Below are 16866 nucleotides of genomic sequence, written 5' to 3' on the forward strand. Positions count from 1 at the left end.
AGGTTTTGAAAACCTTGCGGGTCTTTAATACCAACAGGAGATATATTTACCAAAAACTCCTCTGAAACAAAGCTGCTAATGCCCGGCCCCCAGATCATATTGTTAGTATCTAATGCTGTACCATAAGACCTGCAGGTATAAACTCCGTTCTCTGCCAATGTAACATTGGGAATTATTAATAGTGTATCTGTAGCACCCATAATAGTATCTGTTCCCCTGAACCATTGGTAGCTTAACGCAGAATCCTGATTGGCTATACTTAATATGAGTGTTTCTCCCGCATTCAAATTAAAAGTAACTGCCACGCCAAAAGGATCTTGTGGGCTGTAAATATAAGTGGTAAGTGTTGAAATGGTATCAGCTATTCTTAACGCTCTTGCATCTGAAAAGTCTAATTTATTATTAGCACAATCAAGCCAATACAAAGCGGTATTATTCGTAAAGTCAGGCAGGGCGGTTAATTGATTATTATAACACCAAAGCTGTGTAATATTAACAAAGTATTCTACTCCCGTAAGGTCAGCAATGTTTTGATTACTGCAATTCAACACACCTGTCAGTGTGGCTGCTGAGTCAATAAGCAAGCTGTCACCTGAACCATCCATAAAAGCGGGGTAGTTTGTATTGAGGAAATTGCGGAAGTTAATATCGGGGATGTAGGCTTTAAGGGAAGGCGGGATTGGAGCGACAACGGTGCATAAACCCGTTACCTGCACTGCAAGGGTTTTATTTGCAGTTGTTCCGTCTCCTAATTGCCCATATAAATTGAATCCGCAGGCCCACACCGTGCCGTCATTTTTCAGGAAAAGAGAATGATGTTGTCCCGCTGCCACTGCAGTGATGCCTGTAAGGCCGCTTACCTGCACCGCAAGGGTTGTACTTGTAGTTGTTCCGTTTCCTAACTGACCATAGGCATTGAGTCCGCAACTTCTTACTGTACTATCAGCGCATGCAAACAGGGAGTGACTTGCTCCTCCTGCAATGACCTGGGCTTTTAAATGGTTAATGGTTAATGAATATTGGAAAATGAAAGAAACGAGCAGTAGGGACGTTGCCCGGCCAAAGACGGATCTCCGCTTTGCTGCGACATGCAACGTTCCTGTGTTATGCAGAGCCGTTGCATGCAACGTCTCTACATTCCGGTCATTCCTTTTGATATTTCTTCCCGGTAACCGGGATAGAGATTTGGGAAAATTTGTTTTTACGGTGGTTTTTGTTTGATTTTTCATAATGGTATAATTTAAATTGAAATATATTTTTTAAGGTATTTTTTTATTTGTGCTGTATTTTTTGCAAAAGTAATAAAATATTCTACTCCCGTAAGGTCTGCAATGTTTTGAGAACCGCAATTCAATGTATCTGTGAGTGTGGCTGCTGAGTCAATAAGTAAGCTGTCACCTGAACCATCCATAAAAGTGGGGTAGAATGTATTGAGGAAAGCGCGGAAGTTGGTATCGGGGATGAAGGCTTTGGGAGACTGGGCGAACGTTCCTAACGCTCCGAGCGTTAGGAACGCTGCTACTGCGAATGTTAAAGTTAGTTTTTTCATGGTTGATAATTGTTTAGAGTTTACTAATACTTTAATTTTTCAGGATCTTGTCTGTTAGCCCAAAAAGTAAGTAACTCAATTTCATTACTTTTAATTTAGAGCCATTTTTTATATCTCTTCATTACTTCTTTGTGGCTTTTTAATTCGCCTTTGTCTGCCTGAACAATTCCTCTTTCAATTGATTGTTTTTGTTCATTAGTTAAAGTATTCCAGATATCTTTTTCATTTCTTTGTTTTAAAGCAAAATCTAAAATTTCCTTTATTGCCTGAATAAGGGATATGTCGTTTATTTGTTCTAAACGCTGTATAACTGATAATTTTTCTGCTTGTATATCCATAATGATATCCTTTATTGTTCTGCAAATATACAATTATTTATTATTATTGGGTTTTTCAAAGCTTCCCGATACTCAATATGCGCTTAATAAACCATCCTGTTTTATGTAATTACTATGTTACCTACCGCTGCAACGCAAAATGCGGCTTTTGTGATATTTGGCAAAAACCCTCGCCTTATATAACTGTGGAAAATTTCCGGGAAAATCTAAAAGATCTGAAACGTTTGGGTGTGAAAGTGATTGACCTTACAGGCGGAGAGCCTTTGCTTCACAGGCAAATTGATGCGTTGCTGCATGTTGCCAGGGATGCAGGATTTATAACCACCATTACCACCAACTGCCTGCTATACCCCAAGTTTGCTGAAAGATTAAAAGGAAAAATTGATATGCTGCACTTCTCTCTTGATTCGTCTGTGAAAGAAGAGCATGATCGCTCAAGAGGTGTCGCTTGCTATGATTTTGTGCTTAAATCCATAGAAATAGCGCGTTCTTTAGGCGAAAGGCCCGATATATTATTTACAGTGTTTGACCAAAATATCGGGGAGATAGAAAAAGTTTATGAAAACATCTGTATCCCCAATAACCTTGTTTTGATCTTAAACCCTGTGTTTGAATATAATGGCGTTGAGACTGGAAATCAGCTATCAGGGGCACAATTAAATACCCTTTCAAAATGGGGCAAAAAGAAAAACGTTTATCTCAACCAGGCATTTATCCTGCTTAGAAAAGATGGCGGAAATCATATCAATGACCCTGTTTGTAAAGCGGGAAGCTCAACCGTTGTGATATCACCTGAAAATAAATTGGTGACGCCTTGTTACCATCTGGGCATGCAGGAATACGAGATCAACGGCAATTTATTTGAACTTTACAATTCGAAAAAGGTACGGGAAATTATTGCTATGGAAGGACGATTTTCTGAATGCGAGGGTTGCACCATCAATTGTTATATGCAAACTTCCTTTACTGTGAATATGAACAAATATTGGTGGAAAGCGCTGTCTTCTACCATTAAATATAATAGGATCAAAGGAACCTGGAAAGCGTTGTTGAGGAAAGAAGGAAATAAGGAAATAAGGGAATAAGGAAATAAGGAAAAGAATACAATTCTTATTTGTTTGGTCTATTTTCCCTATTTCCCTTATTCCCTTTATTTCCTTCTTTATATAACTCCCTGCTCCGGATATTTTCCGGTTATGTTTCTATAAAACTTTTTTATCTCTTTAATATCTGTATCTACATCACCTGTAGGTACAAATACAGGCCCGACTCCTGTAGTTTTTTTCGAATAATCTATGTATCCTAAAATAATAGGAACGTTTGCATTGTTGGCTATATGCCAGAATCCTGTTTTCCATCGTTCAGCATAACTCCGGGTACCTTCAGGTGTGATAAATATTACCAACTCGTCATATTTTTTAAATAAGTCAACGATATTATCAACCAGGTTGCCTGCTTTGGCCCTGTCAACCTGAATACCACCAAGGGCGTTTAAGATGATCCCTAATGGAAAAAAGAACAATTCCTTTTTAATAGGAGTTTTTATTTTTATTCCCATTATATAAAAAGCAATTATTCCATAAAAAAAATCCCAATTACTTGTATGTGGAGCTGCAACCATCACACACTTTTTAATATCAGTTGGAACACTGCCCTTTAGCTTCCAACCCAAAATTTTATACATCAACTTAGCAAGGAACTTCATTTTATTTATGATTTGTTGTTGAACGATGCCATCGCTTTATTTAGTTATCAATCAATTAAATAATGCTACTATCGTTTTAAGCAATGACATCGTTAAATATATTAGTTTTGAGCGATGGCATCGTTTGTCTATTTTAGATTTACGATTTAAAAATGTAAATTCAAATATATGGCGCCTGCTGAGTATAATTTAAAACTTATACCTGTGGTTTTCTCAATTCTATTAACATAATCCGGGTCAGAATAAATTGTCTCCCGCAATCTGTAATAAAACAAAGCCATAGGTAAAACTTCTGTTGAGAAAGAGATCCTGGAATTCAAAGTAAATTCCAGACCGGCTACAGGCGCTAAACCACCAGTTATGTATATATACTTATCACTTCTCTTAATTATTATAGACGGATCCCGGTAATATTCACTTTTTGTAGATCCGTAAGAATAACTAAAAGTAAGATCAATCCCATAATAAAAATCCAGTCTTTGCAAAATATTCTTATGCCATTCAAATCCTAATCTTGAATTGCTGCCAAATCTTTTAGATAAGCCGGGATCTTTATAATTACCAGTAGATGTAACGCTTAGGTCAAAATTATTAATTGCCCCTCCGATACCCATCCTTATTGCCTTATTAGCTTTTACGTATCTTTTATAAGAAATTAACCAGGGGCTGCTTCTCCAGATGAGTATGCCAATTTCATTTTTGTAATTACCTGAAACAACCGAATCTTTCGTATCCTGTGCGAAACACAGATTTAAAAAGATCACACAGATAAGTGCAGTTGCAAATGTTAAAGTTAGTTTTTTCATAATAATTAACGAAATTATAAGCGCCTAATGTAAATGTAATATCCTATTCCTCTATCCCCTTTCCAGCGTATTCGTACCCCGACTCCACCACTGTTCCAGCAAAGTCGGAGCACGATTCCCTATTTCCCTATTCTTAAACCTTAACTTTTTACTGCGAGAAGTATGTCGCGTTACATATCTCATCCCAACTTCAGCTTCTGTCCTGGCTTTATCTTATTTGATTTCAGGTTATTGAGCTCTTTAAGTTGATCGATGGTGACTCCTTCATATTTACGGGAAATATCCCATAAAGTATCGCCCGGCTGTACATAATGTATTTTCCCCTTGGGTATCGGAACAGGTTTGACGGATACTGTTTTTGTTTTGTATTTAGTGAAATAGGCGGGGTCTTTCCATATAGTAAGCTTTTGGCCAGTGCGAATCATCGTGCCTTTTATATTGTTCCATGCCCTGATCTGCGAAATTCTTACATGGTATTTTTCAGCTACTTTTCCCAGCACATCTCCCTTTTTTACAGTATATACAATTTTTTTCCTGCCTGTCCCGACTTTGTCGGGATAATTTGTATTCTTTCCTGTTATTTGACCAGACGCAATATTTAAAAGAACAGAAGCATCAAGGCAGGATGCAGAATCCATGATAAATGCCCGGTTTAATACAATAAATTCTTTCTTATCGGAAGGCACTTTCAATGGATATTTTTTTTCACTTTGTGGAATTATATCACTTTTGACCTCCGGATTGAGCCTGTTCAGGTCATCCTCGCAAACTCCGATAAGGCCGGCAAATACTGACAAACTGATGGTTTGCTGAATAATAATGGTATCACTAATGATCGGATATTCGACAGTATCAACAAAGATATTATGGTGTTCAGCATAGTTTAAAGCATAATTGACAGCAACAAAAGAAGGGACATAACCCCTTGTTTCCCTGGGAAGGAAATTATATATTTTCCAAAAATCTCTTTTATAACCCGATCTTCTGATAGCTCTTCTTACTTTGCCCGGCCCGCAATTATAAGCCGCTAAAGCTAATTCCCAGTCGTTGAAGATATTATAGAGCTGCTTCAGATATTTACAGGCTGCCTCGGTAGATTGGTACGGGGCCATCCTTTCATCAATAAAACGGGTTTGTTTCATATCAAACATTTTGCCGGTATAATACATAAATTGCCACAATCCTGTTGCTCCGGCTCTTGAAACAGCTTTGGGGTTAAGCCCCGACTCTACGATGGCTAAATATTTCAGCTCTTCGGGAAGGTCATATTTTTTAAAGGCCGCTTCAAAGACCGGAAAATAGAGATTTTTCCTTCTTATCATTAACCTCGTATATGCCCTGTCTGCAATAGTGAAGTAGTCAATAAAAGACCTGACGGTTCTGTTAAAAGACAAATTTATTTCACCTTCGATACAGCCAAGCCTGTCTCTGATAAGATCATCAGGCAGATCAGGGATATATTCGTACCCTTCAATTGGAGTATCATATAGTGTATCCAATGCTACCTGGCTGGAATCATACCGGACTATTTTACTATCCGGCTGCATACTTGTGTCAACAGTTAGTTGTTTTGTGCAGCAGAATAAAATCAATGAAATAGCTAATGCGGGGTAATATTTTAAGGATCTTTCCATAAATTCGATATAATTTAAAGCTTACTTTAGATTATTAATTTTCTATCTCTAAGGTGATAATTTCTTTAGCAAATGCCAGCAATTGCTCCTCTTTAAAAGCGTCAGCAATGATCTGTATTCCCACAGGTAATCCCTTACTATCTGTTCCGTTAGGAATGGAAATAGCCGGCAGCCCTGTTAGCGAAGCATGTACAGTAAACAAATCCTGTAAATACATCTCTATCAGATTTTCCGAATATTTTCCTACCTTAAATGCAGTAGTAGCTGTAGTCGGCAATAATAAAAAATCATACGTTGAAAACAGTCCACCGGTTTTATTTTTGATCAATCTGCGTACTCTTTGTGCTTTTGTGTAATAAGCGTCATAGTAGTCGGCACTCAGCACAAAGGTTCCCAGCATGATCCTTCTTTTTACTTCCTGGCCAAATCCTTCGCTTCTTGTTTTTTTATACATAGATTCTATATCTTTGGTATTTGAACTCCGGTACCCGTATTTAATGCCATCATACCGTGAAAGATTGGAGCTTGCCTCTGCGGTAGTAAGAATATAGTATGTGGGAAGCATATAATCAAGATAAGGAAAATTAACCGGTGACACACTATATCCTTTGTTTTTAAGCTTAGAGATCACTTTTTCTGTTGCCTTTTTAACTTCAGGGTCAACGCCTTTATTTTCTATTGCATCTTTAATGTAGGCTATTTTTACGCTGGAATTCCGGGTTGTTGCATATAGAGACTGGGGATATGCCGGTACTTCTTTCTTTGAAACAGTACTGTCAAATTCATCTTTGCCCGATATTATTTCCAGAAGCATCGCAGCATCCTCAACAGATTTTGAAATAATACCAATAGTATCAAAGGAAGATGAATAGGCCACCAGGCCATACCTTGAAATTCTTGAATAGGTCGGTTTAAGGCCTATGACTCCGCAAAATGAGGCTGGCTGTCTTACAGAGCCGCCTGTATCTGAACCTAAAGCTGCAAGGCAGAGGTCTGCCGCCACAGATACTGCCGACCCTCCTGACGATCCTCCTGGCACCCTTGTGTTATCCTTGTCATTCAATACAGCTCCGAAAGCCGAATTTTCATTAGAGGAACCCATGGCAAACTCGTCACAGTTTTGCCTGCCAATAATAATGGCGTCTTCAGCAAGGAGCCGCTGTACGGCAGTAGCATTGTACAACGATTTAAAACCATCTAATATCCTGCTTCCTGCCTGCAAAGGATGATCTTTATAACATAAAACGTCTTTGATCCCGACAATCATACCTGCCAGGCGTCCATGCTCGCCTCTTTCTATTTTCTGATCAATTTCATCTGCTCTTTTGCGTGCTTCTTCATCATAAACTTCCAGGAAAGCGTTAAGGTGTGACTTTTCATTGATGTTTTTTAGATAATGATCAACAAGCTGCCTGCAGGTAATTGAGCCGCTTGAAATATCTGCCTGTACTTCTGCCAGGGAGTTATATGTCATACGTTATTTGCAGGTTAATGGCGATTAATGGCTGTGAACATTTAGAGCATGGCGCATAGCGCCTGGCACATCCCGATACTTGTGACACTCAAACCCTTTTTTCCCCGCTAAATGGCGGGGCCATGCTATTAAAAAGAGTATACAGGAATTTGAACTGTCTTGATAGGTTTACTTTTCTGCTGAACGATCTTATCTATTGCTTTTGCATTATTTCTTATCCTTTTTAGTCTCCTCTTCTTTAACATCCTGCGCAACACCTTTCACACCATCTTTAAACTCCCTGATTCCTCTTCCCAAACCTCTTGCAAGTTCAGGAATTTTTTTTGCGCCAAAAAGCAATAAAACGGCAACAATAATGATGATCCATTCCATACCGCCAGGCATGCTAAAACATAAGATGTTTAGTGTTTCCATAATTAAAAAAAATGATGAAATATTTATGGGGTAAATTTACAATAAAATTTATTAAATAAAGTTTTTTTGTTTTGTTTATTTATTGATCTCTACAATCCATTCCTTAAAAACAGGATTGCTAATGGTGTATGTTTTACCAGCGTGGTGAATAAGATCTTTTTTGATAAGTCCCTTTAAAGTAGTGGCAAGGGTAGACGAAACAGGTAAATTGAACTTGTTGCTAACTTTTTGAGAAAACAATTCTTCTCCGGTTTTTAATAAAGCTATTGACCTGAGAACATTTCTCTGATTTTTATTTAATTGATCATATATATTTTGAAAAATAATAGATTGGCTGGCTATTATTCTATTGATCCATAGATCTGTAAAACCCGGAGAATCCTGGTCAATGCCTTCATAAATAAGCTGCCAGACAATAGAAGCAAAATATTGAGTAAAGTGTGGATGTAAGTCAGATTTATTCAAAATAATACCAACATTTGTGTCAGTAATGGAAAGTCTGCTTTTAGCAAATTTTTCTTTTATAAATCTTGTCAAATCCTCAGATGAAATAGGATATATGGGCATTTTAAATCCAAATTCATATAATGGTGAATTGGTTGAGGCAAAAATGCTTTCCATTAATGACTGCTTGCTGCCAAGAAAAATATAGGATACATCTTTCTGTCTTTGAAAAGAGCTTCGCATCCAGTTGATCAAAAAAGGTTCTATTCTATTGATTTCCTGGAACTCATCAAAAGCAATGCAAATTTGCTGTTTGTTTTTTTTTGCAATTTGAGCTGGTATCTGAAGAATTGTTTCAATATCCTGTTGTTCTTCAATGCTCTGAACTTCTAATGAAAACGATGGGTTACCAAACTGATCAAAAGATGCTTTTGGCAGAAGGTTTTTAAAATATACTCCAAATTTTTTTGTTAGGGTACTGATATTATCTTTCCAGTTAAACAAACTTTCAGCTAATATCTGCGCATATTTTTTAGCAAAATCATCCAAAGACTGAATATTGTAAAGATCAAAATAAATAGTTTTAACATTCTTAATTTTATTAAATGATTCTAATATCAAAGAGGTTTTTCCATATCTTCTTGGAGAATAAAGCCAAAAAGAATACCTGTTATAGATAGCAGTTTTAATTTCCTTAAGCTCTTTTGTTCTATTGCAAAAGTATTCTCCTTTTACAATTTCTCCATATTTGAAAGGATTTCGCATGTTTTAACACGTAAATATACGACACGTAAATATACGACACGTAAATATACGATACGTAAAATTGCAAAATAGGTTGGCTTTAGTTTAATATAGCGTGTTAAACTGTATATTAGCTCTGTAAATGTACACGAAATTGATAAAATCGGCAGTCGATAATCGGCAAAAAGGCAAAATTGATAAAGTCGGCAATCGGCAGTCGGCAAAAAAGCAAAAAACAATTGCCGACTGCCGACTGCCGACTGTAGACTGTGGACTGTCGACTGCCGACTTAAAGGTATTTAATGTGATTTTGAAAAATTATACATTTTGCAACGTTAGTTTAAACTAAAGCCAATAGGTTTTGGGGGTTTTACTTTTTTAAAAGCCATTCTTCCGGATCCATTTTAGTATGGTTTTTCCACACCTGGAATTGTATCTCAGAGACACCATCTTTGTCGGTATAAACTTCGCCCAACAGACCCATGGTATTAACTGCCTGCCCGGTTTTTACCTTTACGTTCTTTAATCTTGCATAAACGGTAAAATATTCTCCGTGCTGTATCATCACTGCCTGGTTCAGTCCCGGTACGGAGGCAACGGCACTTACCTTTCCTTTAAAAACTGCCCTTACGGACTCTCCGTTATTTGTTTGTATATCCACGCCTAAATTATCAATAATTACTTTCGGCAAAACCGGATGCTGCTGGCGGCCAAATTTGCGGGAGATAAATCCATGTTTCACCGGCCAGATCAACCTGTTTTTATTCCCTTCAAATGAAGAGGAAAGCATCGCTGCTTCAGGTGTGAGCATTAATTTACCTGCCGAAGATTTTTTTATTACTTTTTTTACAATGTCCGAGATTAATTTTTCTAACTTTAGGAGCGCCTTGTTCCTGTTCTCTAATTCCCTGAGCAATTCCTTCTCCCTGCCAACCAGTTTTTTTACTACTTCATTTTTTTCAGATTTAAGTGTGATAAGATTTTGAGCTTCAATCATTTGAATACGGAGCAATGACTCTTTTTCTTTTTTCTTTTTTGTAAGACTATTTTTTTCTACACTCAATGCCTCTTTTACCTTTTCAATTTGCTGAACCTGGGTTTTACGCGCTTCAGAATACTGCTCAAAGTATTTTAACCTCATAATTAGCTGGTTGAATGTTTTGGCTGAAAAGATAAAGGTAAGCTTGTCGTAGCTGTTGTGTGCTTTATATGCAGCATAGATCATAGCAGCATATTCTTCCTTGAGTTTTTGCAGATCAAAAGCAAGAGCTGTAATTATTTCTTCATTTTCACCAATTTCATCTTCCAGGAAAATGATTTCCTCAGAGATTGAGTTGATCAGCGATCGTCTATCCTTAATTTGCTGTTTTAAGGCATAAAGCTGTCCGATAGATGCTTTCTTTTTAATTTTAGTCCCCTCTAAAATTTTGCTGGTCTCTTTAATCTTCTTTATGATCTCTTTTTTTTCCCTTTCAAGCTGGCTTTTGTTTTTTTGGGCATGGGATAGGGTGGTCGTGGAAAGTATGATTGATAAACAAAACAAAAAAAATGTTATCTGATTATATAGTTTCATATATCTAATATCCAATATCTAATTTTTTATACCTGGGTGGCACTCTGAATGGAAAATTAAGTCGTTTTGTTGAAATACTAACTTTTTTATAACTTATCCGCAGGGTAGATTTGTAATCCCCTGCACCTCCACCAGCCGGGGAAATCATGTGGGGGTAAACAGGTTTATTATTTTGCTCATAGAAAATCCTGATGATATTGGAATATGCAAAATCACTTTTTCCCAGTTTTTTAAAATCATTATAATCTAATTCTATAACATTGTTTGAAGATTGCTCGTAAAGTTTTAGTTTTTCAAGCTTACGGCTTTTTTTGTTGATATAATTATCAATTATATAACGATCATATTCCTGCCTGATGAGGTAATGATCCGCTTCTTTAATTAATTTGTTTTGCGCTGAAGATGCGTAAAAAGGCATGTTGCCCAATATTAAATCCTGCAAAAGATCGTAGCTGATTGCTATACCAACAGGATTTCCTGCTTTTGCGGAAACTTTTTTAGCTATATGCCTAATATCCATTGCATAATAATTTTTGTTAAATTTGTCCAGGATAAAGATAGAATCTGTAGTTATCACCACTCTTGCCACTTCAATACCCAGCGCTATTGAGGCAGAGATCCATATCACACTATCCTTACGTATCCTGATAGAGGTATTTAAAGTAATATGTTTGTTTTTGTCGGTAAAGGAGACTTTGGATTTTGCTATAAAGTTCTCGAACTGAAGTTCATTGATATTCAGCCTATCTATGGTTTTGACTTGCTGCCTTTTACAGGAAAAAAGAAAGAGAATGAAAAGTATAAATAGAAATTTATTCACCGATGTTTAGTGGTTGGTTGATTTTACCCGATGCCAATCGTAGAGACGCCCAATTTGGACGTCTCTACGGATTGGCATCGGGTCATTCGTAGAGCATTTTATCAGAAATCTTTTTATCTATGAAAATAGAAGTATTACCTGATTCTTTGGCTTTTTTCCATTGTTGAACTGCCAGGTCTTTTTCACCAAGTTTGAAAAGCACATCACCATAATGTTCAATAATAATACCTTTTTTAGTATAAGTCATTGCACGCTCCAGCACCTTTTTAGCTTCATCATATTGTTGCTGCTTGTAAAGTACCCATGCATAAGTATCCAGAAAAGTGGGGTTTTGCGGAAATCTTATAGTAAGTTTTTCAGCATGTTTCCTGGCTATATTTAATTTATCACTTCTCAATGAAAGGAAATAGCTGTAATTATTCAGCGCATGTGAATTGTTGCCATCATATTTTAAGACTTCTTCAAAGGCTGCATCTGATTTTTCATATTCTTTCAACCCGTTATATACATCTCCAAGCTGGCTATTGAACATGCTTAATAATTCTAAGTTATTTGCTGACATTTTTTTCCCCTGTTCAAATGATTTGACGGCACTTGCATGATCATTTTGTAATAAATAACCAATACCATTATAGTGCCACAACATAGCCTGGTTTGGAAATAATTCCAATGCCTGTGCTGAATGTGCAATGATGCTGTCAACTTCATTTAATTCAGATTCAAGGATGATCAGCTGTTCCCATATCTTATAATGCGAATTATCCATTGAAATGGCTTTCAAATAACTTTCTACCGCTTTGTTCTTTATATTACAAATAGCCAGCAGGTCTCCATACACTGCAAATGCTTTCGCTTCGTGAGGATGAACCTCTGTAGTTGTTTTGCCTAATCTCAACACTTTTTCCCGGATATTATTATTAGATAATAATCTGATATAGCCCAGTAAGATCCCTACTTTAGCATCTATATTTAATTTAGGATTCTGAAAAACTATCTGTAATTGATTAAATAATTCTACAGAGTTATTTTTGGCTTTATAAATATCAGAAAGTCTTAACCTGGGAAGTGGATTATCAGGATTTAATGATAGCACTTTTTCAAGTAAGGTAATGGCTTCATCAAATTTATCGTTTGATATTAATAGTTCTGCCAATTCAAGCTTATATTTTGTCACTTCCGGGTAAGCATTTATCAACTCTTCGCCAACCTCTATTGCCTTATTTAATTCATTGTTCCTAAGATATATCTGCTGCTTTTTTTTGCTTATATCTTCATAAATACCATGCAATATTTCTATTTTATTGTAGGTTTTGATGACATCATCATATTTTTCTTGTTGAGAATAAACACCGGCAAGATCAAACAGGTATGCTTCTGTACCAGGAACTTTTTTCAATAATTTTTGATATACTTTTGTGGCTTCATTAAAATTCAACTGTCTTTCGTATATTTCTGCTAACAACTCGTAATAATATTTATTTTGGTCATTAAGAGAAACTGCATTTTTTGCATAAGGCAGCGCATTGAAATATTTATTATCCTGGGCTAAAAGATCCGCTATTTTATAATTAATGGCTGCATTATCCGGATTTAATTCGTATGCTTTTTCAAAATTTTGGAGCGCTTTAGCGTATAACTCCATCATGCAATATTTCATACCATCTATAAAATAATTCTCAGATAGTTGAAGCTCTTCCTGGCTAGGTGACTTATTGGGCTTCTCACTTTGCTTGCCGGCAGATTTTTTCTCCTTCTGGGCATGAGACTCAAAGCCCGTAAATAAAACTATAAAGAGAAAAGTTAATATGATGTGTTTAATTGTTAAGTTCATAATTCAAAGAAGGTCAACAAATTCCAGAAATTCTTTTGGATAATTAGACATATCTAATTTTTCATTTTCTAAATCAAGTTTTATACCCCATATGTTGTCATTTTTCACGGAAATATTTTCTCTTATTCTACCCATACCGAATTATAATCTCCCAAACTCATATCCAAACTTTTTCCTTCAAAATTAACAAAATTACCAATCATAGAGTTTGAAATATTAGCATTTTTAATTATAGTATTTTTTTGAATGATCGAATTTTTTATGACACTGTCAACTATTTTTGAATTACTGCTTAGAGAAACATAAGGTCCAATCACTGTATTATTTATCTCTGAATTGTCACCAATAAATACAGGCGGAATAATTACTGAATTGTTAATAAGGGCGCTTTTAGCTATCAGATCAGTGTCTTTTATATAATCTAAATAACGTTGGTTTGCAAATATAGTTGCATCTTTGTTACCACAATCCAACCACTCTGAAACCTTACCGGGGATAAATTTTGTGCCCTTATTTTTCATATTCTCAAGCGCGCTGGTGATCTGGTATTCGTTTTTGTCTTTTATGTCATTGTCAACTAAATATTGTAATTCATTTTTTAAATAAACGCCATCTTTAAAATAATAGATGCCCATTATTACAAGATCAGAGACAAAAGTTTCCGGTTTTTCTACAAACTCAGTAATTTCATTGTCATCATTGACTTTCACAACACCAAATCCTGCAGGGTCTTCTACTTTATGAACCCAGATATTGCCGTCCTTTGAAGTATCCATCTTAAAGCCGGCTTTAAACAAGGTATCGGCAAAAGCAACAACTACTTCCCCATTAAGGGATTCCTTAGCACATAATACTGCATGGGCAGTACCTAAAGCTTCCTGCTGATAGTAAATAGTTCCTTTTGCATTCAGGGACTTGGCAATGTTAATAAGCGCTTTTTCTACTTCTTTACCAAAATTCCCAACTACAAAAGCCACTTCATCAATTTTTGCACTGCATACCTTAGCAATATCTTCTACCATTCTTTGAACGATTGGCTTTCCTGCTATTGGTATCAACGGTTTTGGAACAGTTAAAGTGTGGGGTCGCAAACGCTTTCCGATGCCTGCCATGGGGACTATGATTTTCATGTAATTTTTTATATTATAAGTTTGAGTCCACTCTAAAAAGTGTTTTTGGTTCTTCCCGAGTACTCGGGACAAAGAGCACAAAGTTATATACTTAACTAATTGATATTCAATCCTTTGCGAACTTTGCGTCTTTGCGAGAAACGATTTCTTTTCAATTTTTTACTTTTTAGAGTGGACTCAAGTTTACTAATATATTTAAGACTAATAACAATTGATAAAGGAAATTGACAATTAACAGTAGGCAAATATTGCTAACTACCAACCAAATTGTCAATTGCTAATTGTCAACTTTTTTTATTTAATTCCCGTACTGCCAAACCCGCCCCCTTCCCTGGTAGTAGCAGCCAGTTCCAGGGTTTCGTCCCAGGATACTTTTTCATGCTTTGCAATGATCATCTGTGCTATTCGCTCACCATCATTTACAGTATAAGTTTCATTTGAAAGGTTAACCAGTATGATTTTGATCTCACCTCTATAATCGGCATCAATGGTACCCGGGCTATTTAATAATGAAATGCCATGTTTAAAGGCAAGCCCGCTTCTGGGCCTTATTTGTGCTTCATAACCTTTAGGCAATTCAATATACAGCCCCGTTGGTATCAAAGCCCTTTCCAATGGCTTGATTTCTACGGGGTCTTCCAAATTTGCCCTCAGGTCCATCCCTGCTGCACTGTCTGTTTCATAAGAGGGTAAAGGATGTTTTGAACGGTTTATGATGTTGAGTTTTAGCATATTTATTGTGCCGGACGATTGATACGAATTATAAATTAGAATTCATGCAAAAATATAAAAATTATCCCTTTTTTCTAAAGAATTTTGGTCTTAATGTAAACCATACCACAACAAGGTAAACCAAAATCAGGAAATTATGGAACAGATGATCACTCAGGTTACCTACAAACGAAACTTTCAATGCAATCACTACCAGCAAAACCGCCCCCAGGATATAGCCAAAGCCCGATTTTAAATTATATGGAACAGGAAGATGTTTTTTTCCGTAGAAATAACAGGCAGCAGCCATCAAAAAATAGCATATTAATGTAGCAACAGCGCATCCCATATATCCCCAAAAAGGTATTAATGCCAGGTTAAGGAAAATGGTTATCACAGCGCCTCCGATACTGATGTACATGCCGTAATATGTCTTGTCTTTTAATTTATACCATACGGAAAGATTGTAATAAATCCCAAGAAAAAGATTTGCCAGTAATAAAACAGGAATAACCAATCCTCCTTCCCTGTACTCAGCCTGCCTTAAAAGCAGCAGGAACAGCTCCAGGTTCACGCTTATGATCACGAAAATTATACAGCATGCGATCACAAACCAATTCATAACTTCGGCAAACAATTCCGGAGCGTTCTTGTTCTTTGCTTCTGAAAAGAAAAAAGGCTCTGCCGCATACCTGAATGTCTGGATGCCCAGGGTCATAAAAATAGATAGCTTGTAGCACGCCCCATAGATACCCAGTGCAGCTAAGTTATCTTTGCCCGGATAAAAGCCCTCCGGCAACACCTGTTTTAGCAAAATCCTATCTATCATCTCGTTTACCATACCTGCCAGTCCCATAAAAAGGAGCGGCCAGGCATATATTAGTATCGGTTTGAGCTTTTGCCAGTTGAGCTGAATTCTGAATGAAACGAAGGACCTCCAAAGTATGATAATGAGCATTGCATTGGCTATGAGATTTGAAAGAAACACATAGCCTACTCCAATTTCAGGTGAATATATCTTTAGAATGACCGGTTTTAGGGATGGGAGATAATTCCCATCATATACATCTTTACAAAAGACCAGGAAAAATAAATTCAGCCCGATGTTCAATGCAATATTTATCAGCCTTGCAGTAACAAACTGCACTGCCTTTTTTTCAAGTCTCAACTTTGCAAAAGGAATGGCAACAACAGCATCAATAGCCAGTATCAAAGCAAGCCAGATGATAAAAGACTGCTTGTCAGGATAATCCAAAGCCTGGGCAATTGGTGATGAAAAAAGGATGATGAGACCCGATAATAACAGACTGGTAAGCAGGATAGAAGTTAATGTAATGTTGTATTGTGTTGAACGGTTCAATTCATTGGTAAACCGAAAGAAAGCAGTCTCCATTCCATAAATAAAAACAATATTCAGAAATGCCACATAAGCGTAGAGTTCAGTAACAACCCCGTATTGTGAGGCTGAGAAAATAGCGGTATAAAAAGGCACAAGCAGCCAGTTGAGGGCTCTGCCTCCAATGCTGCTGATGCCGTATATTGCTGTTTGGCCAGCGAGGGCTTTTAGTGGGGAAGGATGGTTGATGATTAATGAACTTTAATTGATTAGATTTGCAAATATATATTGCAATTAAAGAATATGTTAAATACTCTACAAAAAATTTGATGCAAAAATATCAAAAATATAATATTA

The 16866-nt window shown here is 36.5% G+C and carries 16 protein-coding genes; 1 reads left to right on the plus strand and 15 read right to left on the minus strand.

Translation table 11 applies throughout. The features are described from left to right. The 3 genes from FVQ77_11430 to FVQ77_11440 form a co-directional block, all read right to left on the minus strand. The coding region (locus FVQ77_11430; protein ID MBW8050925.1) for a hypothetical protein at window positions 1-1229 on the minus strand (1229 nt) is incomplete at its 3' end. Window positions 1230-1240: 11 nt separating this feature from the next. After that, window positions 1241-1549 carry a hypothetical protein gene (locus tag FVQ77_11435; GenBank protein MBW8050926.1) on the minus strand — a complete coding sequence of 103 codons (309 nt, stop codon included), beginning with the start codon at window positions 1547-1549 and terminating at the stop codon, window positions 1241-1243. Between the two features lie 95 nt (window positions 1550-1644). Next, window positions 1645-1887, minus strand: coding sequence for a hypothetical protein (locus FVQ77_11440; GenBank protein ID MBW8050927.1), 243 nt, complete (start codon window positions 1885-1887; stop codon window positions 1645-1647). A gap of 77 nt (window positions 1888-1964) precedes the next feature. Between FVQ77_11440 and FVQ77_11445 the strand changes: the two genes are divergently transcribed. Next, on the plus strand, window positions 1965-2972 hold the full coding sequence (locus FVQ77_11445) for a radical SAM protein (protein ID MBW8050928.1): 1008 nt from the start codon (window positions 1965-1967) through the stop codon (window positions 2970-2972). Window positions 2973-3049: 77 nt separating this feature from the next. On the opposite strand, the gene FVQ77_11450 is transcribed toward FVQ77_11445, so the two are convergent. The 12 genes from FVQ77_11450 to FVQ77_11505 form a co-directional block, all read right to left on the minus strand. Then, entirely contained in the window at window positions 3050-3592 is a 543-nt protein-coding gene (locus FVQ77_11450) for a glycerol acyltransferase (GenBank protein MBW8050929.1), read from the minus strand. 146 nt (window positions 3593-3738) lie between these two features. Beyond that, window positions 3739-4398: a hypothetical protein gene (locus FVQ77_11455; GenBank protein MBW8050930.1), complete on the minus strand. Its 660-nt coding sequence runs from the start codon at window positions 4396-4398 to the stop codon at window positions 3739-3741. A gap of 179 nt (window positions 4399-4577) precedes the next feature. Then, window positions 4578-6032 carry a LysM peptidoglycan-binding domain-containing protein gene (locus FVQ77_11460; GenBank protein MBW8050931.1) on the minus strand — a complete coding sequence of 485 codons (1455 nt, stop codon included), beginning with the start codon at window positions 6030-6032 and terminating at the stop codon, window positions 4578-4580. A 34-nt stretch (window positions 6033-6066) separates the two neighbouring features. Further along, complete coding sequence (gene gatA / locus FVQ77_11465) at window positions 6067-7506, minus strand: Asp-tRNA(Asn)/Glu-tRNA(Gln) amidotransferase subunit GatA (protein ID MBW8050932.1); 1440 nt, start codon at window positions 7504-7506, stop codon at window positions 6067-6069. 207 nt (window positions 7507-7713) lie between these two features. Next, window positions 7714-7920, minus strand: coding sequence for a twin-arginine translocase TatA/TatE family subunit (locus tag FVQ77_11470; protein ID MBW8050933.1), 207 nt, complete (start codon window positions 7918-7920; stop codon window positions 7714-7716). A 75-nt stretch (window positions 7921-7995) separates the two neighbouring features. Next, window positions 7996-9129, minus strand: a complete 1134-nt coding sequence (locus FVQ77_11475; protein MBW8050934.1) for an ATP-binding protein — start codon at window positions 9127-9129, stop codon at window positions 7996-7998. A 349-nt stretch (window positions 9130-9478) separates the two neighbouring features. Then, a complete protein-coding gene (locus FVQ77_11480; protein MBW8050935.1) occupies window positions 9479-10681 on the minus strand; it encodes a peptidoglycan DD-metalloendopeptidase family protein in 1203 nt (400 codons plus the stop codon). Window positions 10682-10685: 4 nt separating this feature from the next. After that, complete coding sequence (locus FVQ77_11485) at window positions 10686-11501, minus strand: DUF4292 domain-containing protein (protein ID MBW8050936.1); 816 nt, start codon at window positions 11499-11501, stop codon at window positions 10686-10688. Window positions 11502-11583: 82 nt separating this feature from the next. After that, entirely contained in the window at window positions 11584-13332 is a 1749-nt protein-coding gene (locus FVQ77_11490; protein MBW8050937.1) for a tetratricopeptide repeat protein, read from the minus strand. A gap of 122 nt (window positions 13333-13454) precedes the next feature. Further along, a complete protein-coding gene (locus FVQ77_11495) occupies window positions 13455-14462 on the minus strand; it encodes a nucleotidyltransferase (protein MBW8050938.1) in 1008 nt (335 codons plus the stop codon). Window positions 14463-14756: 294 nt separating this feature from the next. Then, entirely contained in the window at window positions 14757-15194 is a 438-nt protein-coding gene (locus tag FVQ77_11500; GenBank protein MBW8050939.1) for a dUTP diphosphatase, read from the minus strand. A 61-nt stretch (window positions 15195-15255) separates the two neighbouring features. Beyond that, the gene (locus tag FVQ77_11505) at window positions 15256-16758 is read right to left on the minus strand and encodes an oligosaccharide flippase family protein (protein ID MBW8050940.1); all 1503 of its coding nucleotides are present in this window, start codon (window positions 16756-16758) and stop codon (window positions 15256-15258) included. Window positions 16759-16866 lie beyond the last annotated feature (108 nt).

This window comes from Cytophagales bacterium, from assembly GCA_019456305.1.
GTDB lineage: Bacteria > Bacteroidota > Bacteroidia > Cytophagales > VRUD01 > VRUD01.

Excerpts from the sequence above, each read along its gene's own strand:
- FVQ77_11490 (MBW8050937.1), bottom strand. The coding sequence starts at position 13,332 with ATGAACTTAACAATTAAACACATCATATTAACTTTTCTCTTTATAGTT.
- FVQ77_11495 (MBW8050938.1), bottom strand. The coding sequence starts at position 14,462 with ATGAAAATCATAGTCCCCATGGCAGGCATCGGAAAGCGTTTGCGACCC.
- FVQ77_11460 (MBW8050931.1), bottom strand. The coding sequence starts at position 6,032 with ATGGAAAGATCCTTAAAATATTACCCCGCATTAGCTATTTCATTGATT.
- FVQ77_11450 (MBW8050929.1), bottom strand. The coding sequence starts at position 3,592 with ATGAAGTTCCTTGCTAAGTTGATGTATAAAATTTTGGGTTGGAAGCTA.
- FVQ77_11480 (MBW8050935.1), bottom strand. The coding sequence starts at position 10,681 with ATGAAACTATATAATCAGATAACATTTTTTTTGTTTTGTTTATCAATC.
- gatA (MBW8050932.1), bottom strand. The coding sequence starts at position 7,506 with ATGACATATAACTCCCTGGCAGAAGTACAGGCAGATATTTCAAGCGGC.
- FVQ77_11455 (MBW8050930.1), bottom strand. The coding sequence starts at position 4,398 with ATGAAAAAACTAACTTTAACATTTGCAACTGCACTTATCTGTGTGATC.
- FVQ77_11445 (MBW8050928.1), top strand. The coding sequence starts at position 1,965 with ATGCGCTTAATAAACCATCCTGTTTTATGTAATTACTATGTTACCTAC.
- FVQ77_11500 (MBW8050939.1), bottom strand. The coding sequence starts at position 15,194 with ATGCTAAAACTCAACATCATAAACCGTTCAAAACATCCTTTACCCTCT.
- FVQ77_11435 (MBW8050926.1), bottom strand. The coding sequence starts at position 1,549 with ATGAAAAAACTAACTTTAACATTCGCAGTAGCAGCGTTCCTAACGCTC.
- FVQ77_11475 (MBW8050934.1), bottom strand. The coding sequence starts at position 9,129 with ATGCGAAATCCTTTCAAATATGGAGAAATTGTAAAAGGAGAATACTTT.
- FVQ77_11470 (MBW8050933.1), bottom strand. The coding sequence starts at position 7,920 with ATGGAAACACTAAACATCTTATGTTTTAGCATGCCTGGCGGTATGGAA.
- FVQ77_11440 (MBW8050927.1), bottom strand. The coding sequence starts at position 1,887 with ATGGATATACAAGCAGAAAAATTATCAGTTATACAGCGTTTAGAACAA.